The organism is Edaphocola flava (genome assembly GCF_004118155.1).
Lineage (GTDB): Bacteria > Bacteroidota > Bacteroidia > Chitinophagales > Chitinophagaceae > Edaphocola > Edaphocola flava.
In genome coordinates, this window is sequence record NZ_SAIQ01000003.1 from 190,761 (window position 1) to 208,549 (window position 17,789).

Sequence of the window (17,789 nt, forward strand, 5' to 3'; positions counted from 1 at the left end):
ATTGACGTATGCATACGGGGGCACGGTACAGTATCCTGTCCTGTGTAATGAGTAAGTATGTCAGCGAAAACTTTAGTACTTCCCATTCCTAACCAGCATTACCTGGTCCAGGTTCTACGAGTATGATCTCAGCCTGATAGTAAGGCACCCCGTGGTCGATCCCGAAGGATCTTGCGCTGCAAAGCTAATCACAAATATCCTGTTCTGCAAGAAAACAGGGCAATAAAAAAAGGATAGCCAGGCTATCCTTTTCTACAAAACCATTATCTGATATTAAGACTGCATAGCACCCTTAATATCATTTCCGGCATTTTTAGCAGTATTTTTCATGTCCTTAACGGCATCAGCAGCAATATCAGCGGCTTTCTCTTTTTTATTGATCAGATCCTTGATATAGGTCTCTGCCTCGGCCCAGTATTCCTTCAGCGCATCGGTACCTTTGGTACTCAGCTCTGCAAAATACTCTTTGGCCTTATCAAAAGAAGTCTCTGCATCATCTTTAATCTTGTTTGCCTTATTCTTCAGATTATCGGTCAGCTTTTCTTTATCTTCTTCACTCATGGTCGCATACTTCAATGCCGCAGCACCTGCTGCTACACCTAAGAGGAAGGTAGCGATGTGTTTTGGTTTTACGTTCATAGTACTCATTTTTGAAAGGTGGATAATGAATTTTTATTAAAATTATTGCTTTTTGTTTGCTAATCAGCAAAATGGAGCAGGATTAACGTTTGCTTACAAAAGAAATAAAATTACCTTAACAGGAACAGGTAACAAGAATACGCCAGTAGGGAACTATACTGGTTTCCTAAAACCGGACCGGATACTCCATTAGTTTTTTACATATGGATCATTTTCCAAAGCAAAGACCAGGATTCCCGAAAACGGAACACATAAACAGTTTTACACTTCATAAATTAATGATTTTCAATAATAATAAATTGTGGCACGGCTTTGGCATATACTAATGTGTAAGCGGTTAAATAAACTTTACAGATTTATATAAGAGTGTGTTTCATTGAAGTATAAACTATTCTTCTTTACAGATCAAAACAGAGCTGTGTGATAGTAACAAAATATTTTATGGCGGCTAACCATAAGTTATCAGAGGAGTAAATGAAAAAGGAGTCAAAGTTTCTACTTTGACTCCTCATCTTTTTATACCATACGCTTATGTTAAGGTTGATAAACAACTTTGTATACGAGCTGACGTTCATGATCTTTGAAGGTTAGCAAGTAAGTTCCCGGTGGTAAAGATTTCAAAGAAATTTCTTTACGCTCTTTCGTTCCGGTAATTACTGCCGCTACCTGCTGTCCTAATATATTCAGCACCTTACATTCTGTCTCTTCCCAACCGCTATGCAGTTGAATAGTAACCTGGCCATCTTTCGTTATTGTAGGGAAAACGCTGATTCCTTCTGCGTCTTCTTTAATCTTCACATTCAGTACAGGGCTGTATTTAATATCCCCTTCATTATTCTTCCAGTACAAACGGTAATAATTCATACCATTTGAAGGATAATCATCTATGATCTGATATGTATTTGTACCCTCAGATAATTTTACAGAAGAGACTGTGCGATCAAAATGCCGTGCATCCGTTCCCTGGCTGGCATACAATGTAATATCCGGAGCAGTTGAATTCATGATAAAATCAAGCTGAACACGATTATTAGAAATGGCTTTTGCATCAAAATGATTCAGGCTTGCAGGTAAAGGGATGGGCAAAAGTACAATCTGAATATTATTATGTTCGGCATAGGCCTCTACTCTGATCGTGCTATTAGTATCCAGGATACCAGTCCAGATATTATTTATGGTAAATGCATTATTAGGACTTACATACTGCGTAGTTGTGCCATTATTAATAGTTATTTTCAATTTGCCGGCTGCCCTCAAGAGGTTGATCTGGTAGATGCCTCGCGTAAATCCTTTTCGCTTATATACTGTTGTAACAGCAGATGCGGTTGAAAATGCACAGCCATGGTAACCGGGCGCATTATGTGGCCCAGTGCCGTACCAGGCATAATAGTCATTACTGTTAAAGCCCAGGCTGTCGGTACTGAACTGTCCATAATATTTGGGATTCGCCCCATAGAATGGATTACTACTTGTATTTCCTCCGCTATAGGCAGAAACAAGCCATTTAAAGTTACCCCAAAGTGCCGTGTCCGCAATATTGGCCTCTCCGCGCTTTATGGTATAGGTAGGGCTGGTATAGATACATCCATTCAGGAAAGTGCGGAAATAAAAGTTACCGGTATCTGCAAACGTCCGCGACAACTGTACTGCCGTTGATACCTGGGCATTGTTGGCGGCATTATACCAACGTACACTATCGTATTGTAAATTACCAATGCCCCATTTCACTGTATCTTCATAACAGAGGGTAGATACCGCTGGGGTACTGCCACTGTTGATCGGATCGGTAGGTGTAGTACTGATCGGTAAGGTGCGTACACTAAGTGCACCGCTGCTATGCCTTGCTGCCACAGCAAAATACTGTGTTCCATTCCATTGCTGTCCTGCTCCCAAAATAGTAGCGGCAGACAGTAATGCTTTATTTGCCGGATGCTGTACACTATCTACCGGTTCCATATATTTATTTCCAAGCCTGTAGATAATATATTTACCTCCTGCATTAGCGGCCACCGTATCCCAGCGCAGGCCTATGGTATCGGTACAGATGCGGGTCAGAGAGAGATTAGTTGGTGTAACCATTACATGAAAATAATCACTGGTATCTACCAGACCGGTATTGCGCTGTTTGACAACGATACGCGCTGTGGCACTATTCGGGAAAGAGGCAGGTACGGCATACTCGTAATATCGTTTATTATAATCCAGAGTGGCAAGTTGGGTAAATGACTCGGCACTGCTGCGCTGCAGGTACACCTCCAGGCTATCGGCTGTACCAGCCTGCTGGTTACTGATATTCCAGGTCATCATGAGTCCATTACCCTTAGGCATACGGTACGCTGCAACCGGACTGGTAATCTCGATCTGGTACGGAACCATATCGTAGGTCAGTGCATAAGGCTGAGGTCCCTGAGGCACTGACTTACCCTTAACATAAACCGTATAATTACCCGCAAGCGGATTATCAATAGTTACCTGTTCTACATTATTCAGGGTATCTATTTTCCTTTGTGGCAAATCGTAAACGGTAGCAGGGGTCGGGTTCAGTACCCAGGGGCGCAGGGTATCACCCACAGGACTGATCACAAAAACATCCAGGTCATTGACCAATGCTTTTACCGCGCCTACAGCGCCCTGGTAATCGTGCCAGTACAGCATAAACTTGGCCTCGCTGGTGCCTGCCGGTACGGCAATCGTATATTGAGCAGCACCACCAGATCCTTGTGGCATGGAGCCCGTCATCAGGTGCTGTTGCTCTATAGCTCTTTTTGCCCGTAAAGGATTCATGGTACCAAAGCCGGTTTTAAAGTCTATCCCTTTCTTATCTATATCGTAGGCCGTATTCAGCATTACGGCTTTAACCACATCGCTGCGCGGCACGGTTGTGCCGTATGTTGTATTATACACTTCATACAATATGGCTGCAAACCCCGCTATACCGGGAGCTGCAAACGAGCTGCCATTCATGCCTTCTGCGCATATATCCGGCTTCAGACGGCCGTCTCCTGTCGGGCCTTTACTGGTCCAATCGCAATGCTCACCCGGCTTTGCGGAAGAGTGTACCGTAAAATTGTTTTTATTCATCAGAATGCCACCACACATATTGGCCCAGCCTGCAGGATAACCGTGATAAGGCCCTGAGCCACCGACATTCCCGGCAGCATAGGTATGCAGATAGCCGCCCAGGCTGCGGGTTATCCTATCTAAATCGCGGGCAGCATTGTCATAGGTAATAAGTGATTGGCTACCAGAAAACCAACCTACAGAGTGATTACTCACCATAGGTTTGATATTATGATTCAGATAATAATCTTCTACGGTATTGTACCAGCCTACATACAAGGAGGTAATGCCCGGAGCCGAACCGCGGTCATCAAACTCATCGTAATTATTGGCAGTACCTACAATTGCTGCAATGGTTGTACCATGTGCATTTACAGCCGTTCCGAAATATTGCGGATGCTGCCGTCCCCTCATATTTAAATCGTATACAGTGTCTTCCCCGAAGGTTTCATAATTACCAAAATAGACACCATTACCGGCTGCACCAAGATTATATTGATAATTGGCCGCAAATACCTGGTTGGCAAACATCCCACCTGTCAATTGCTCCTGGGGTTCACCTGCATATATTTCAACAGACGCGACAAAGGAAAGCCGGGCTATAGATTGTACTTGTTCCTGACTGAGGCCGCTCAACACAAGGGTATTGTCACCACAATAGGCTTCCCGTGTATATTTCAGGCCTGTTGTCTCGAGGTATTGTTGCAGCGAAGAGATATCTGTTTTGTCATATACAGAGATCATAAGCTGCGCTGCGTCTAAGTCTTGGAGCTGTTCTAATTCTGTACTGATCTTTACGGCAGGGGGCAGATCGTTCACACCTGTCAGGGGAATCAAGCGCTTACCTGCCAGCGTCTGTAGCTGATCGAGGTTTTGCGACAGATTGCCGATCTGGGCGATATAGCTATTACCAGGGTACCAGTCTTTCAACTGCACACCTGTGGCCTCTATACGGCTGCGCTCTTCGACAGATAGTATATGATCGAAGGACAAGAGTACATAATGCTTTTCTTTGGTACCGAAATCTATGGTACGCATAGTTGAAAACTGTGTAGCGGATCGGGATTGGAGCGGGAGGGTTCCTTTGTCTGTAAATAGCTGCTGCCCGGAGGCCTGCAGCACAGAACCTGCAACCGCTGCTCCAAGGAGCAGGGTGTGTAAAGTGTGTTTCATATTGAGGTGTTTTATTGATTTTAGAAATAAATTTCAATGCATAAACAAATTGTTTATACATCAATTAAATCTCAAACATGAAACAGCTTAATAAAGACATTGCATTTAAATGCAAAATCCTTTATTGTGGGGCGAAATAAAGACAAAATATCATAAGGTCCAAATTAATTATATGACTTTCATATATAGTGTTGGCGCGCTTTTGCGCTGCTATAAGCCTCGGCTTATATAACACTCTGATTAGGCAGGAAATACATTTGTTCGCACACAAGAAAAGTACTTCAACTATTCCAAAAAATCGCCCACAGGCGACAAAAACGGTATACCATCACCATTGGGGTCCGCTGCATGTTCCGGCAGGCAGCTTTAAGTAAAAAGTAAGCCCATCCATGATTTCAAAAGAAATAGAGCTTTAATGTGTACCAATATTGCTTCTTGAGCGACTTAAGACTTACCCGGTTTCTGTACGATATACGGATCGTTGAAATACCGGCCAGGCTTCATGTACACTACATTGTGCTGAAAGTCCAGAACGGTATTAAAACGCTTGAGTACCTCATTGCCCAGGATGTGAATGTTCAGTCCTGCCAAAGGCTTATTCGCCGTTTGTACCTGTACCGGCACTTTTTTCAGTGTATAATTACCCAGGTGCAACTGTTCAAGGTTTGCCGTAATAACCGGGATCTCCTTGTTCCGTCCGTCTCTCATTATTACCCTGTTCAGTTCCTTCATCTGCGCTGCAGGAAATTGAGTCTCTTTCAGCAGATCATTATCCAGCATAGCCGTACGCTGATATCCGCTGTCGTAGAGAAACCAGAAAGGCAGCTTTGTCTTGCCCTGTTGCAGGCTGCTTCGGACCAGAAATATATTATCTATATAATGCATGGGCAGCCGGGTGTATTTTTTGTCCGCCGCTATTGCTTTGGGCAGTTGTCCGTGCACCACCATAATACCCTTATCGTAGTTCAGTTCCACCACATAACCGTCAAAGAGATTCCAGCCGAAACGTCCTTCTGTACCATGTCCTGATAGCTTTGTGTCAAATACCGGGCTGGTATAATGCCGCGTACCGATCCGCAGATCATAAGGCTTGCGGTATAGGTCCAAAGGCGTTTTTAGTTTTGCAATGGTTTCTTCTTTAAGTGTAATATCACTGGAACCCGTGTCGAAATTGAGCCAGAGCGTATCGGTCCCGTTCAATACCGCCGCGATATACATGGTATTGTATTCGTTGATATACATCGGAATGGTATCATGCAGGGCAGGGTACTGCTGGCTGAAATCCAGGAGGGCAGGGCTTTGTATGCGGGTCAGGCAGGAATCTTTATCATTCAGTAGCACGACAAAGTCCTTATGGGTACCGGGTTTCAGGGTAAAGACAATAGAATCACTGTCTGTTTTAAAACGGATCTGCTCTTGTGTTGCCATCTTGGGTGTTTCAAACACATCCAGTTTTTGAGCTGGTTCAATATTCCATCGCCTGCCGGGACGGTCCTGCATATAGATCGCCGCTTTGGCGGATGTCGCCCTGATCACTGGTAGTGATTCCTGTGCAAATGCAGGAGCAGATAAACAAATGAGGGTAGCAAGCATGGATGTTTTCATGTATAATCAGATAGGAATGAATAATAGGATCAAGTAAAGTTAATAAATGTTCGTATCACCTGGTGGTGATACAATTATGTTTTTCTATTTTTTTGAATTACACAATGTAACAAGCATACACTTTTTTTTCGATAAGTAAGCTTCCGTTCCGGCCTGATTTGCAGTTACCAAATTGATGCCAAAGAGAAGAAGTGCCAAGGCGTATAAACAATAGGGCCGGATGATTTATCCGGCCCTGTAGTTTATATTATGTTACACTATTTACGATCTTAAGATCTTCTCCATGGCTTTACCTTTGGCCAGTTCATCGACCAGCTTATCCAGGTAACGGACCTTGCGTATGAGCGGCTCTTCAATTTCTTCTACACGGTAACCACAGATCATACCGGTGATCTTCACCGCATTCGGATTCATCTGCGGCGCTTCTGCAAAGAAAGCTTCCATATTGATTTTATGGTCCAGTACCTGCTGCAATCCTTTAGCATCATAACCCGTCAGCCAGAAAATGATCTGATCCAGCTCAGCTTTGGTTTTGCCTTTACGCTCCACTTTGGCAATATAATGCGGGTATACCCCAGCAAAAGACATTTTATAGACGCGTTCGATATTTTTTTCGTGCATGATTATGGTGTTTTAGCAAAGGTACAATTATCTTAATGTATGCATTTTGCAGGCTATATTTATGCAATATATTCAAGTATACCGATTGCGACAGAATCCTCCAGTATCCACCATTTCCTGCCTATGGTCAGGTATGGTTCTATAGGTTGATTGAGTAAGAAACGTACCCATACTTTTTTTGTCTGGCCGGGTTCTACCGGCCCATTATCAAAACAAATATCACCGATAAACCTTTGTTGTATAGCATCTGTATCATTGTATTCAAATACATGATCAGGTCTGTACCCTGAGATAATGCCTGTTAGCCTTCCTTCATTTTTAGTACTAAACAAAGTCAATTTTGCTTTGATGGTTATGTATGGAATATTTGGATTTTCGTAGACAAGATCTCTGATACTGGTATGCGTATACTTATCGTAAGCTATGATGTCAAATATTTTGGAAGCACCAGTGTTCAGCCAGCGTTTGTAGATCAGCTGACCATTCATATACAGATATAGTTCAGTGCCGATAAGTTCCTTATAAATTGCCATAATTTGCTTTAGATATTACCCTTTAATGTTACTGTTCCTTCTTGCGCTACGGCCATACGGTATAGAAGTTTTTGGAAGTAGTCAATATCACTTGGTACTACAACTAAATTCAGTTTTACCTGATCCTCAGTATACATGCCAAATCCTGTATAGTTTTCTCCCATAAGTGTAATTGATATGCCGATATGACCAGCATTATCAATACAGTAAAACCGCAGATTACAATATGCATAGTCTTCTATTATGCCGGCTTTATATTCGAGCACATCATTTGCAGTAGGAAAGTTGACCAGTTTTTTTGCAAAATCAATCAATTCTTTTTGAGTACTATATACATCAGTAGCACCGCTAAACAGGCCATTTGCCGCCGATACTTTCAATTCAATTATATCTTCATCCTTCCAGATGATCTGCATGGTAAGATGAGGCTGCTGTTTACTTGAAGACATTTTTAATTATGAATTAATTGCCCACAAATTAACGAAAGCAATGCGATATTTTCTTTTACAATATATCAATTAAAATGGGTTTGTGCGTTTCTGATGTTTAATAAATTGGAGCGTATAATTCCCCTTTACCGCCCATTCCCCCTTTCAAAACAGGTGTTTTTACCCTTTTATCACAAAGGGGAGGATTGTATTTTGCTAAATATTTCACAAAGTGATTAAATATTTCATCTAATGGACAAAAGCAACAAAAAATCCTCCAAAACCACTACCGGTAAGACTCCTGTACCGGATAACCTGGACCCATTATCGCAGCCTACGGCCAATGATGTGCCTTGCTGGGACAGCGAAGGCAGCCTGGACATCGTAACCCAACGCCTCAAAGAAATGTTTGTGGAGATGGGGCAGAAGACCCGCATCGAAAGTGGTCAGAAGCCGGCTGAACGTGCGGTATTCCGTAAGCAGCATGGCATTGCCTATGGTCATTTCCGCATCAATAAAGATATTGACCCTGCCTATCGCAAAGGTATTTTCGCCGGTGATAGCTACGAATGTGTTGTGCGCTTTTCGAGCGATACTGCTCCTACAGCACCCGACCTGCACACTACGCTGGGACTGGGTTTAAAGCTGTTCGGTGTTGAAGGGCCAAAACTGGAGGGCGAGGGTGATACCGCAGATTTCATCTTCCAGAATATAGACCGCTTTTTTGCCCGTGATGCACAGCAGATGTGCAGCTTTACCACTGCGGGGGTGATCGATCATAATTACGATGCCTATATAGACAAGCACCCTGAACTGGCGGAGATCCTCAATGCCATGAACAAGGTGGAGGCGAGTTGCCTCAGTGCCGGCTACTGGGCTATCCTGCCGTTCAAACTGGGCGAAACGCAGATTGTAAAATACCGCCTGGTACCGGTAGATACGGACCGTGGTGCGCCAGTAGATAATAATAATTACCTGGCCCTGGACCTGCAGCAACGCCTGCGCAATAAGCCGGCTACCTTCCGTTTCGAAATCCAGCTGCGTACCAATGACAACATGCTGATTAACGATGCGCAACAGGTATGGAGCGTGGAGGAGAGTCCTTATATCGCCATTGCAGAACTGCACCTGCCGCAACAGGATATCTGTGCGATAGGTCAGCCGGAATTCGGCAGCAACCTTGCCTTTAATATATGGCGCACATTGGCGGAGCATGAGCCATTAGGTTCGATTGCCCATGTACGTAAAACGGTATATGCCGCCAGTGCGGAGGCACGTCATCAGGCTAATGGGCAGCAATTGCAGGAACCCAATATTGTTAATCCACATTTTGAGGGTAATACCGATGAGGATAGCAAGTGTATTGTTACCGCAGGCATTTATCCACCGATTGGCGTAATGCGCGTGGGTAATAGTGAAAGAGAATATTTTATCGGGCCATTGGTTGATGAGCCGGAGGTGAAAACCGATGATTATGCCTATCGTGATCATACCGGTGCGTTGAAGCGCCAGGCGGCACAATTCCGCATCTATGGCTTCAATGCCGCGGGTAAGGCCGTGAAAGAACTGACAGCCGACAATGCCGAGATCACCTGGCATAGTCATCTGGCCAATCAGAAAGCATCCTGGTACCAGTTCCAGATGGCACTGGATATCCCGGATGCCGCTACTGCACCGGCTTCTATGCTGCGCAATATCAATGTGGCTGACCGTAAATCGCTGCTGATTGATGGTGGCGCACGTTCGGTAAAAGGCAAAAACATCAACAGTGGTCATGAATTTAATGGCGAGTTCCAGGGCATTCCGGTGTACCTGGGTGAAATGCATACCGATGATAAAGGCCGCCTGGTAATGCTGGGCGGACGTGGGGTAGCGGCTAATGTAGACGGCGATATTGCCATCACCTTTGCCAATAATGAAGGCTGGTACGATGATATTTCTGATGGTCCGGTTACGGCCGAAGTAATCTATGGTGGTGTGGCCCTGAAAGTAGACCCAGCCTGGGTAATCTGTGCTCCGCCTGATTATGCACCCATGCAGAAATCGGTACGCACCATGTGGGACCTGATGCGTGATGTAGCCATTACTGCGGGTATGATGCCACGCCCGGCGCGCCCTTCATTCACCAAAGATATCCTGCCAATCTTCCAGCGCATGACCGATCTGCAATGGGTAAATGCCGGTTTTGCCGCAGCCTTTGGCTGGGGTGGTCAGTTTGAATATACCACCACACAATGGATCAAAAAACTGAACGATCCTTCTGCAGCCAATATGGAAATGCGCCGTACGATTTCTAATAACTTCCGCCGTTATGATGTATCCGGTGCCGAAGCACCACAGCTCTGGCCATGGTTGTATGGCGATGCCATCAGCATCCCTACACAGGGTTCGGTACGCCAGCATGCAGCCTTATCTCCCTTACAATTATCCTTCCTGGATCAATGGGTAAAAGGCGATTTCGATGCCGACTTTATCGACCGTACCGGTTGTCCGCATGTACCGGAACCAATGACTATTGATAAACTTCCGGTGGCCGATCAGCCTGATATGCTCACCAAAGCGGCTATGGACTTCTGTCTGGCCGATGCCTTCCACCCGGGTTGTGAAATGACCTGGCCCGTACGCAGTGCGGGTATGTATATGGCGCCATTCCGATTCAAACATGCGCCGAAAACACCGCCGGTAAACTCCTGGTATTATGGCCCGGTGATGAACAGTGATGTATTTACCCTGGCCAAAGGCCCTTTAATGGGCGGACAGGTTGCTGGTGGTATTACCCGCTGGATGGCCATTCCTTGGCAGACCGATACAGCTAGTTGCCGCGATGGATATACTTCTTCTTACGATCCTTATGTGCCTACCTTCTGGCCGGCACGGGTACCGAATAATATCCTGGACGAGGCCCGTTATCACGAGACCATGGACCCTAACTTGTCTGAAGAGACCCGCCGTCTGGCCTTTGCCTACCGTGCCGCCTGGCTCAATGATCTGCCGCTGGACGGACAAACGCCGAATTATACCAACCAGATCAATTCTATGATCAAGTACTTTGATAAACTGGCGATCGTACAGCCACGTCCGGGTGTGCCGGGTAATCCTTACTTCCCGGCGCAGATGCAGGTGGGTATTGTACCGAATGCGGCACAGGATCAGGCATTGCTGGAAGAATCTATGGCCGAACTGCAAGGTATTATTGCCCGCAAAGGAGCAAGCCCTGCTACGAGAACACTGCTGGGTACTGTGGTGGATCACCTGTCTACAGAAAACCTGCTCAATGAGCAAGACCTGGTGAGTACAGCCAAAGATCAGCTGGAGGAACTGGCCGAGCATATGCTGGAGACCGATTTCAAATCAACCCCTGCGGTACAGAAACTGCTCAAACTGCTGGCTACGAAAGAACCGAAACCGGCAACCGTGAAACCGGAGCTGCCGAAGAAAATCGGTGCCGGTGTACGCGAGCTCGATCGTTTCACCAATTTCGTACCCGATACCCGCAATTAATGAATACTATAAACAACAAAAACAAAGCAGAAATAGTGATCATCGGAGGGGGCGTGGCCGGCTGTACAGCCGCCATCGCCCTCTCCGGGCACTATAATGTTGTGCTGATCGATAAGCTGGCGGCGCCCGTAGCGCGCGTTGGTGAATGTCTGCCACCCGCTGCCCGGCGCATCTTCAGGCGACTGGGACTACCCAACAACTGGGCACAGGATGGGGCAGGGCAGGTCTCCGCGATTAATAGTATGGGCATACAATCCTACTGGGGTAGTGATCGCGTGCAGATTGCCGATCACCTGCGCAATCCCGATGGTTTTGGCTGGCACCTGGACCGACAGGCCTTTGAAGTATATCTGCGCAAAACCGCCCTGGAACGGGGTGTACAGGCCAGATGGCCTGCAAAACTGCATAGCGCACACTATGAGCAGCAGCGCTGGCATATTACTGCTGTAGATGATATGGCTGAAAACGGCAGAGAAGTGCACCATATAGAAGCCAGACTGGTAATCGATGCCAGTGGCCGGTCATCACACTTTGCCCGTAAAGCCGATGTGGCGCGACAAATACAAGACAAACTGATTTCCTGCTGGGCCGTATTGCCCGATAAGGAAGACCATAAACTAAGCACTATTTCAGCAGCAGCCAATGGCTGGTGGTATAGTTCCGCCTTGCCCGGAAACAGGCGGGTACTGGCTTTCCAGACCGATGCCGACCTGGTCGACCGTGCCGCACTCCGCAGCACGAGCGGTTACCTGGACCTGGCACAGGACAATCCACAGATCAGCACCTTGCTGGAGCGTGTTGATGGCGCTATTGATTATAGAGGCACTGTAGCCGCCAATTCCAGCTGCCTGGAACAGTTTGCCGGACCACAATGGGTAGCCCTGGGCGATGCCGCCATGAGCTTCGATCCCTTATCCTCACAAGGCATGTACAATGCCATGGCAGGAGCCATGCAGCTGACCGAACTGATACAGCAGACCCAGGTACTGGCGGACAATAATTTTAAAAATCTGGACCTGTTCAATACCACCTATACCCAACAGATGAACAGCATCTGGCAGCAATACCTGCGGCACAAGGATCTCTTTTACCGACAGGAGCGGAGGTGGTTGGGAGAGGTGTTTTGGAGGAGGAGGGGGTGAGGGAGAGTTATTCGATTTGGTAATAATGACTAATTTTAAGCTCAATATTTACTTTCTAAGGATTTTTAAAGACCTCGATCATTAATTCATGATCTACAGTTCCTTTAGTCGGGACATTATTGGGGCGGATAAATTTATTATCCTTATGATCGTAGTATAATCCCATTATTCCGATCTTACACTGCAAGAAATCCTCAGCAATTATTTTACAAAGACTCAGTTTATTAGTTGTATTGTTATTAATATAGCAATTATATCCCTGAGGGCTATAACAAACGATCATATTTCCTCCAGGGAAAAAAGCATTCATTTTTTTCCATTGATCTTTATTGATAGGATTATTTATTTTTTTCGCTTGAAAGACTAAGGATTTATAAAAATCTTGGTCTGTTATTCTATCACGATAATGCAGTGTAATTATTCCGTCTGCACCAATTGTTTTCTCCATTGCATTTCTTCCTCTTCCTCTTACTTTATTATAATGAAAACGCCATTCGTAGTCCTTATTAGTATGCCATTGGGTTCTCATTTTACCAAAGAAATCTCCAGTTAATGTGTCTTCATCTTGATTTGCAAACTCCCAACCAGATTCTGCTGTTGGACATTGATTTAATATATGTGCTTTTAACTCATCGGAAATGTAATATGGTATTGGTATCATTGTGTTTAATATTTATATTTCTTAGTTGTAGTAACAAATAAGCTACATTAAAAATTGGTTACTGTTACTAAATAGGTACTACATTAACATCTCCGAACCATTCTTTAGCCTTTGTTATAATTTGTGCATCTGGATTGTGAAAGAATACTGCTAAATTTTCTTTTGCACGCGTACAACACACGTAGAATATTTTTTGAGTCCTTGCTAGAACTCTTGGAAAAGATTCAAGTTTACTTTTCGTCTTTGATTTCCCATCTACAAGCTGTTGGTAAATGTTTTCTTGATCAAAGAGGTAACTAAAATTGTAATCATTCCAATTACCATTATCTAGGATAACTAAGACGTTATTAAACTCTGCTCCTTTAGTTTTGTGTTGCGTTGAAAATGGTGTTTGTCCTTCTAGATATTCATACAATTTTTGAAATTCACTAAACTTAACAGCCTTTACCCGATTATATAAGTACTCCTTATGCTCTTTAAAGGAAATTACCTTGTCATCAATCAAACAGATCTCCTTTTTACTAGCATCATTAATGACTTCTTCAATTGTTTTATCTCCAACATTCACAAGACTTTCGATATTTTCTTTTAAAGCTTTTTTGCTTGCAATGTTTATTATTCTAACTCGATAATCGGTTACCCTTAAAAACTCATTGTATTTTTTATTCTGATAGAGGGAAATGTTATTCTGAATTTTGAATAAATGCTTAATAAGATTATCTCTTTTGGAGCCTTTCTTTTTTTCATCATCTTCATCTTGTTTTTTATCATCAAGTAATTGATCTTTGTCAACGTATATTTTGGAAAATTCAGTGTATTTTAATGATTTGGCATAAGCATATAATTCTGCATTATCATCGATAAAAGTCTGCATTGTATTCGTTGGACTGACAGCGTTTAATTCTTTTCCGATTTTGTCCTGCTGTAAAGCTTCAATTACTTCTCCAAATGTATTTTCAGAAAAGTCTGTATCAACATTATTATCCTTAATATACTTTTTAATCCTATCTCTATAGCCTAATATATGATCTTTATCATAAATATCCATCAAGCTTCTAAAACCCGCTTTGCCTGCTATTAAATTATGAGTTAAGTTTAGTTCTTTTGTTTCTTTTGAATTTTTAAAATCCCAACTATAATTTTCTTCCAAAAACTTTTTAACTTTTTGAATATCTCCATCAGCAGAATGTAGAAACAAAACAGTACCTGGCTTTATTGAACCTCCAATCATGTTTGGAGCATTTGGGTCAGTAGAAGGTTCTTGAGTTATACCATCGGTACGAAGTTTGTTTGCTAAATCAATAATAAGTTGAGGATTCCTTCTATTTTGTTTCTTTGGGATTTCATTTACTTTATCAAGATCACTTCCTTTATAATCGTCTAAATTACCAATACCTTCTTCGTAAATTGATTGCATCGCATCCCCAAAAAAACCGATAATATTCTTTCGCTCACTTTTTTTAAAATGGGTAAGAAATGTTTCTACAACAGCCTTGCTTGTATCCTGATACTCATCAATAAAAATGAATTTATATTTATCTTTTACAATACTGCTAAGCTTAGGATATTTTTCAAAAAGGTGATTGGCTACTATAATTAATTCATCGTGAGATATAATTCCTTCGCGTATTCTTACAAACTCTTTGTACTGTATTCCATCAGGTAAAACTGCATAGTAATTATCTGGAACGGGGTTGATTTCTTCAATAGAAATTCTTGTAACATCCTCATCATTCGCTAAGGAGATAAGTGCTTCTTTAAGCTCTTTTTGAAAGTTTTTAATACTATCCCACAAAAAATCGTGTATCGTAGATACGTTGAGATTTTTATGATTTACCCTTTCCTCAATTTCTTTAACTGCTGCATTGGTATATGTCATACAAGCGACCTTAGCAGTTGGATTTTCAGCTATTGTCTGGCGAATTACATTTACCAAGGAATAGGTTTTCCCACTCCCTGCACCACCACTCAAAAGAAAATTCCTTCCTTCGTCAATTGATTTGAAAATTTCCTGTACTTCTGGTTCTAAATTTAATCTTCCTTCAACCATAATAAACCATTTTTAATGTAAGCTGGGATACTCCAGTTGCTGAATTCTTTATCACTATGATATAAGATATCCAATGCGAAATGGGTTTTCTTTTTAACGCAAGAACCTGCTAATATATAAGCATTATTTGCACAATCATCAAATAACTTTCTATTTTGTAATCCTTGAAATTCATCTTTCTTATTGTTTACAAATGCCCGATTTACGTGGATAAAGGCATCCTCGAAACTCCTTGCGTGATAATTGTCTTCTTCCTGTTGATAGCATAGGCAAATTATTGAACTCTCAATTTTTTTTGTTCGTTTTGCGATTGGTAAAATTTTTAAATCCTCCCAAGAAGTGCCTGCTAGAAAATGTAGTAATGCGTTATTGCTCGTCTCGGCACCCAGTTTTACTTCACAGGCTTCAATAATTGGATTACCTTGCTTATCTTTATTGCCAATATCTCCAATGGAGTCAATGTCTGTAAGTATCAAAGTCTTAATACCTAAAAACTCAATGAATTTCTCGAAAATTTGAGAGTATGCCCCAACTTCTATAGTTGATATATTTTGAGATAGAAGCGGTAAAAATGCATCGGCTTTTCCTTCTGCTTCTAAACGTTTAGCTTCTTCTAAATCAACTTTTAGCATAAAAGTTGGTATCAAAATCCGTTCTGTATCTCCTTCAATAAGAATAGCCTTATCAGCGAAAAAGATTTCAGCTCTGCTAATTGTTAGGTACTGTTTTAAGAATTGATATTGTTTCTGGTCGGCATCATATTGCACTCTTAAGTCTTTCAGATTTTTGGCAGTTACACTATTCTTTACTATTATTTTCAAATATTTGATATCATCGAAATCACTATCTGCTACAATATGCGATGAATGTGTAGTAATTATATACTGCAATGGTCTTTCTATGCCATCATCTCTTTTAATCCCTTCCCCAAGCAGTTTTTTAATATTTTTTATAAAGACATACTGCATTTGGGGGTGGGTGTGCGCTTCGGGTTCTTCAATAATGAGTAAATTTATATCTGCTGGCTTTTTATCTTTTTCTTTTTTGAAGTCTTGTACTAAAATTTCAATCTCAAAAATCATACTTATTAGGTTCATATAACCTAAGCCATTGTAGTGCTCCGGTAACTTATGATTATCGTGAGTGTATACTACTGTAGTATTTCCTTCAAGCAATTCTCTATGCTGTAAAGTTGAAATAATTTCTATATCTGTGTCATTTAACTTAACACCGCCAAAATCCTGTACTTTTTTTATTACATCTTTAAATAATTTTTTGTAAATATCGCTTAATGTGCTGTCGGTTTCTGAAAGCTGATCTTTGAAATCCTCTGTAGCCTGGGTTTTATCACTACTATCTTCTTTCTTTTTATAAAGGCTGGAAGTCTGTTTTGAGAGGGTGTTTTCCTTTTCCTTGTTGGTCACATCTCTTCTTGCACTTATGTATTTAAAGCCGATTATGTCTTTTAAATTAATATTTTCACGAACAAGGTCAATTGGTTTAGTTTCAGTAATCTTATTTGTGACAGTATCGTATTCAAAAGAGAATTTATGAATCTTAAAATAAGCTTCTAAGTTTTGCTTTAAAAAATCTTTCAGTTCTCTTGGTTTATATTCTTTCTTCTTAATTTTTTTGGCATTTTCATTAGCGGTGAAGGCAGGATAGTCCGTTCTTATTCTTAAAAAATCACTATAACTAACAGTGTATTCAAAACCCAGAACAATGTTGTTATTTTCGGGGTCTAAATCCATCAATACTCTGCTTACATTAGACAAATCATCAGAATCATTATATTCAATATAAATTTTCAGTTTAACTCCTTTAGATGGGAATTCATCAGGAACAGCAGCTGACTTAATTAAACCTTCTAAATCGTTTTTAAAATCGATATTAAAGTCCTCATAGGAAAATTTGCTTTTTTCATTTATAAATTTATCAAGAACTGATAGAATAGAGGTTTTCCCCGTGTTATTTTTGCCAATAATAAGAGATAACTCATTTTCAAGGTCCATTGAAAATGTTTTCAACAATCTAAAGTTTTCAACTTCTATTTTTTTTATCTTCATAACAGCAATTTATGATAAGAAATTTAGGGTTTTGATTTATCACCTATGATATAATGTAAATTATTTAGCAATTAAGGGAATAGCCATTTTTTCTTGTAAAATGCAAATTATTTTTTTTCTTCTAAGTGATATTATCCACGTTTTTTTAACCGTAAAAATACGGTACTCTAAATTTTATGACATAAAATTTGATTGCACATCCTTTTAATTGTTTTTTATTGGATTAAATTTTTTGTCCTATAATTTATATTATGTTAAGTAATGAATTATAAAACACCCTTACACTCATTTTAAGACAATAATCTTCCTT

Annotated in this window: 11 protein-coding genes; 2 read left to right on the forward strand and 9 right to left on the reverse strand. The window is 41.7% G+C overall.

Translation table 11 applies throughout. The features are described 5' to 3' along the window. Window positions 1-273 precede the first annotated feature (273 nt). The 6 genes from EMP01_RS10395 to EMP01_RS10420 all read right to left on the reverse strand — a co-directional run bounded on the left by EMP01_RS10395 (window position 274) and on the right by EMP01_RS10420 (window position 8,080). Window positions 274-639 carry a hypothetical protein gene (locus tag EMP01_RS10395; protein ID WP_129021455.1) on the reverse strand — a complete coding sequence of 122 codons (366 nt, stop codon included), beginning with the start codon at window positions 637-639 and terminating at the stop codon, window positions 274-276. A 534-nt stretch (window positions 640-1,173) separates the two neighbouring features. Continuing rightward, window positions 1,174-4,872: a S8 family serine peptidase gene (locus EMP01_RS10400; RefSeq protein ID WP_129021456.1), complete on the reverse strand. Its 3,699-nt coding sequence runs from the start codon at window positions 4,870-4,872 to the stop codon at window positions 1,174-1,176. A 444-nt stretch (window positions 4,873-5,316) separates the two neighbouring features. After that, window positions 5,317-6,477: a pepsin/retropepsin-like aspartic protease family protein gene (locus tag EMP01_RS10405; RefSeq protein WP_129021457.1), complete on the reverse strand. Its 1,161-nt coding sequence runs from the start codon at window positions 6,475-6,477 to the stop codon at window positions 5,317-5,319. Between the two features lie 261 nt (window positions 6,478-6,738). Further along, on the reverse strand, window positions 6,739-7,098 hold the full coding sequence (locus tag EMP01_RS10410; RefSeq protein WP_129021458.1) for a DUF2200 domain-containing protein: 360 nt from the start codon (window positions 7,096-7,098) through the stop codon (window positions 6,739-6,741). A 59-nt stretch (window positions 7,099-7,157) separates the two neighbouring features. Continuing rightward, on the reverse strand, window positions 7,158-7,631 hold the full coding sequence (locus EMP01_RS10415; protein WP_129021459.1) for a hypothetical protein: 474 nt from the start codon (window positions 7,629-7,631) through the stop codon (window positions 7,158-7,160). 8 nt (window positions 7,632-7,639) lie between these two features. Continuing rightward, the gene (locus tag EMP01_RS10420; protein ID WP_129021460.1) at window positions 7,640-8,080 is read right to left on the reverse strand and encodes a hypothetical protein; all 441 of its coding nucleotides are present in this window, start codon (window positions 8,078-8,080) and stop codon (window positions 7,640-7,642) included. Window positions 8,081-8,311: 231 nt separating this feature from the next. Between EMP01_RS10420 and EMP01_RS10425 the strand changes: the two genes are divergently transcribed. Together EMP01_RS10425 and EMP01_RS10430 are read left to right on the forward strand one after the other, a co-directional pair. Further along, the gene (locus tag EMP01_RS10425; RefSeq protein WP_161971312.1) at window positions 8,312-11,560 is read left to right on the forward strand and encodes a LodA/GoxA family CTQ-dependent oxidase; all 3,249 of its coding nucleotides are present in this window, start codon (window positions 8,312-8,314) and stop codon (window positions 11,558-11,560) included. Continuing rightward, on the forward strand, window positions 11,560-12,702 hold the full coding sequence (locus EMP01_RS10430) for an NAD(P)/FAD-dependent oxidoreductase (RefSeq protein WP_129021461.1): 1,143 nt from the start codon (window positions 11,560-11,562) through the stop codon (window positions 12,700-12,702). The genes EMP01_RS10425 and EMP01_RS10430 overlap by 1 nt, the downstream gene beginning before the upstream one ends. A gap of 55 nt (window positions 12,703-12,757) precedes the next feature. Here EMP01_RS10430 and EMP01_RS10435 read toward each other — a convergent pair whose 3' ends face one another. The 3 genes from EMP01_RS10435 to EMP01_RS10445 all read right to left on the reverse strand — a co-directional run bounded on the left by EMP01_RS10435 (window position 12,758) and on the right by EMP01_RS10445 (window position 17,479). Then, window positions 12,758-13,363 (reverse strand): hypothetical protein, encoded by a 606-nt coding sequence (locus EMP01_RS10435; RefSeq protein WP_129021462.1) that lies wholly within the window; start codon window positions 13,361-13,363, stop codon window positions 12,758-12,760. Window positions 13,364-13,430: 67 nt separating this feature from the next. Further along, a complete protein-coding gene (locus tag EMP01_RS10440; RefSeq protein WP_129021463.1) occupies window positions 13,431-15,413 on the reverse strand; it encodes a UvrD-helicase domain-containing protein in 1,983 nt (660 codons plus the stop codon). Next, entirely contained in the window at window positions 15,395-17,479 is a 2,085-nt protein-coding gene (locus EMP01_RS10445; protein ID WP_129021464.1) for an ATP-dependent endonuclease, read from the reverse strand. Before EMP01_RS10445 ends, EMP01_RS10440 begins: the two co-directional genes overlap by 19 nt. Between the last annotated feature and the right edge of the window lie 310 nt (window positions 17,480-17,789).

Excerpts from the sequence above, each read along its gene's own strand:
- EMP01_RS10425 (WP_161971312.1), top strand. The coding sequence starts at position 8,312 with ATGGACAAAAGCAACAAAAAATCCTCCAAAACCACTACCGGTAAGACT.
- EMP01_RS10405 (WP_129021457.1), bottom strand. The coding sequence starts at position 6,477 with ATGAAAACATCCATGCTTGCTACCCTCATTTGTTTATCTGCTCCTGCA.
- EMP01_RS10445 (WP_129021464.1), bottom strand. The coding sequence starts at position 17,479 with ATGAAGATAAAAAAAATAGAAGTTGAAAACTTTAGATTGTTGAAAACA.
- EMP01_RS10430 (WP_129021461.1), top strand. The coding sequence starts at position 11,560 with ATGAATACTATAAACAACAAAAACAAAGCAGAAATAGTGATCATCGGA.
- EMP01_RS10410 (WP_129021458.1), bottom strand. The coding sequence starts at position 7,098 with ATGCACGAAAAAAATATCGAACGCGTCTATAAAATGTCTTTTGCTGGG.
- EMP01_RS10415 (WP_129021459.1), bottom strand. The coding sequence starts at position 7,631 with ATGGCAATTTATAAGGAACTTATCGGCACTGAACTATATCTGTATATG.
- EMP01_RS10420 (WP_129021460.1), bottom strand. The coding sequence starts at position 8,080 with ATGTCTTCAAGTAAACAGCAGCCTCATCTTACCATGCAGATCATCTGG.
- EMP01_RS10440 (WP_129021463.1), bottom strand. The coding sequence starts at position 15,413 with ATGGTTGAAGGAAGATTAAATTTAGAACCAGAAGTACAGGAAATTTTC.
- EMP01_RS10395 (WP_129021455.1), bottom strand. The coding sequence starts at position 639 with ATGAACGTAAAACCAAAACACATCGCTACCTTCCTCTTAGGTGTAGCA.
- EMP01_RS10435 (WP_129021462.1), bottom strand. The coding sequence starts at position 13,363 with ATGATACCAATACCATATTACATTTCCGATGAGTTAAAAGCACATATA.
- EMP01_RS10400 (WP_129021456.1), bottom strand. The coding sequence starts at position 4,872 with ATGAAACACACTTTACACACCCTGCTCCTTGGAGCAGCGGTTGCAGGT.